Source organism: Blastomonas sp. CCH1-A6, assembly GCF_001556365.1.
Lineage (GTDB): Bacteria > Pseudomonadota > Alphaproteobacteria > Sphingomonadales > Sphingomonadaceae > Blastomonas > Blastomonas ursincola.
This window is the reverse complement of record NZ_LSIS01000428.1, coordinates 1-957: the sequence shown is the minus strand read 5'-3', so window position 1 is coordinate 957 and position 957 is coordinate 1. Positions and strand designations below refer to the sequence as shown.

At 58.2% G+C, this 957-nt stretch carries 1 protein-coding gene; it reads right to left on the bottom strand.

Annotation, left to right across the window (positions count from 1 at the left end; genetic code table 11):
* Nucleotides 1-187 precede the first annotated feature (187 nt).
* Nucleotides 188-859: a GIY-YIG nuclease family protein gene (locus AX735_RS19445; RefSeq protein WP_202189626.1), complete on the bottom strand. Its 672-nt coding sequence runs from the start codon at nucleotides 857-859 to the stop codon at nucleotides 188-190.
* Nucleotides 860-957: the final 98 nt, after the last annotated feature.

Sequence of the window (957 nt, the reverse complement as noted above, 5' to 3'; positions counted from 1 at the left end):
ACGCTCGCGATAAGACTGGCAACGCGGCTTATCCTGTTCGGTCATGACGCACTCCCTGCCGGTTGGTGCACTGGGCAATCAATCTGCGCGTGAGACGCATTGAACCACTTGCTGCCAGGCGTGATCGTCGCCAGGTTGATGTGCCGCTTGGCGTCGGGAATATGGTCTGGTTCGTTGTGGTCTGTCATTACTGCGCACTCCTTGCTAGACGGGTGATCTCGGCCAAAAGCTCGGGCGTGCGTTCAAACCATTCGCCAGACAGCCGATGAGCGGCAAACTGGGCATGATACTCTAGCTCCCGATCGCGCCCGCCTGGGCAAGTCGCCAAGACGTAAAGCTTGTTGGGGTTCGAGGTTTGCAGCCCATACAGCCGCTTCTTGACGCATGTGGCGATGCCGATCTTTACCGGGCCGTCGTCTGCGCCGATGAAATACACGGTCGCGTCAGGGCGCGGCTCGGCATCGGCCCATGCCTCGTAGTTTGCAGCTATTTCCCTATCGCGCTGGATGCGCTGGTCAGCCAGAACCCGAGCTTCGTGGAACTTGTTGAGCTGCTTGACGATCTCGTCATGCTCGGACCAAATGGTCCGGGTCCGCCCATGAATGAGCGCAATCAGATAGCGCACGCCCATTTCGGCAAATAGCTTGGCGGGAACATTGTATCGGCCCGTCGTTCCCGGCAGACCAGATGGCGGTGATGGCAAGGGGCCATAGATGTCGAAATACCGCAATGCCTCTTGCAACAGAGCCATAGCCTCATCTTCGGGAAGGTGGGCGAGGGCTCCTTTATAGCGGCCTGATTTCTGGAATGGCGCATCGCGGTAATCCCAATCACAATCGGCGTGCGTCGGTTCTTCCACTAAGCGCGGCCCCTCAGCCATCGCAAGCCAAAACCCAAGAGACAGTTAGCGTCCGCGCTCGTGGTGTAATTTTCGGTGGAGATTTAGGTGCTGCTGGT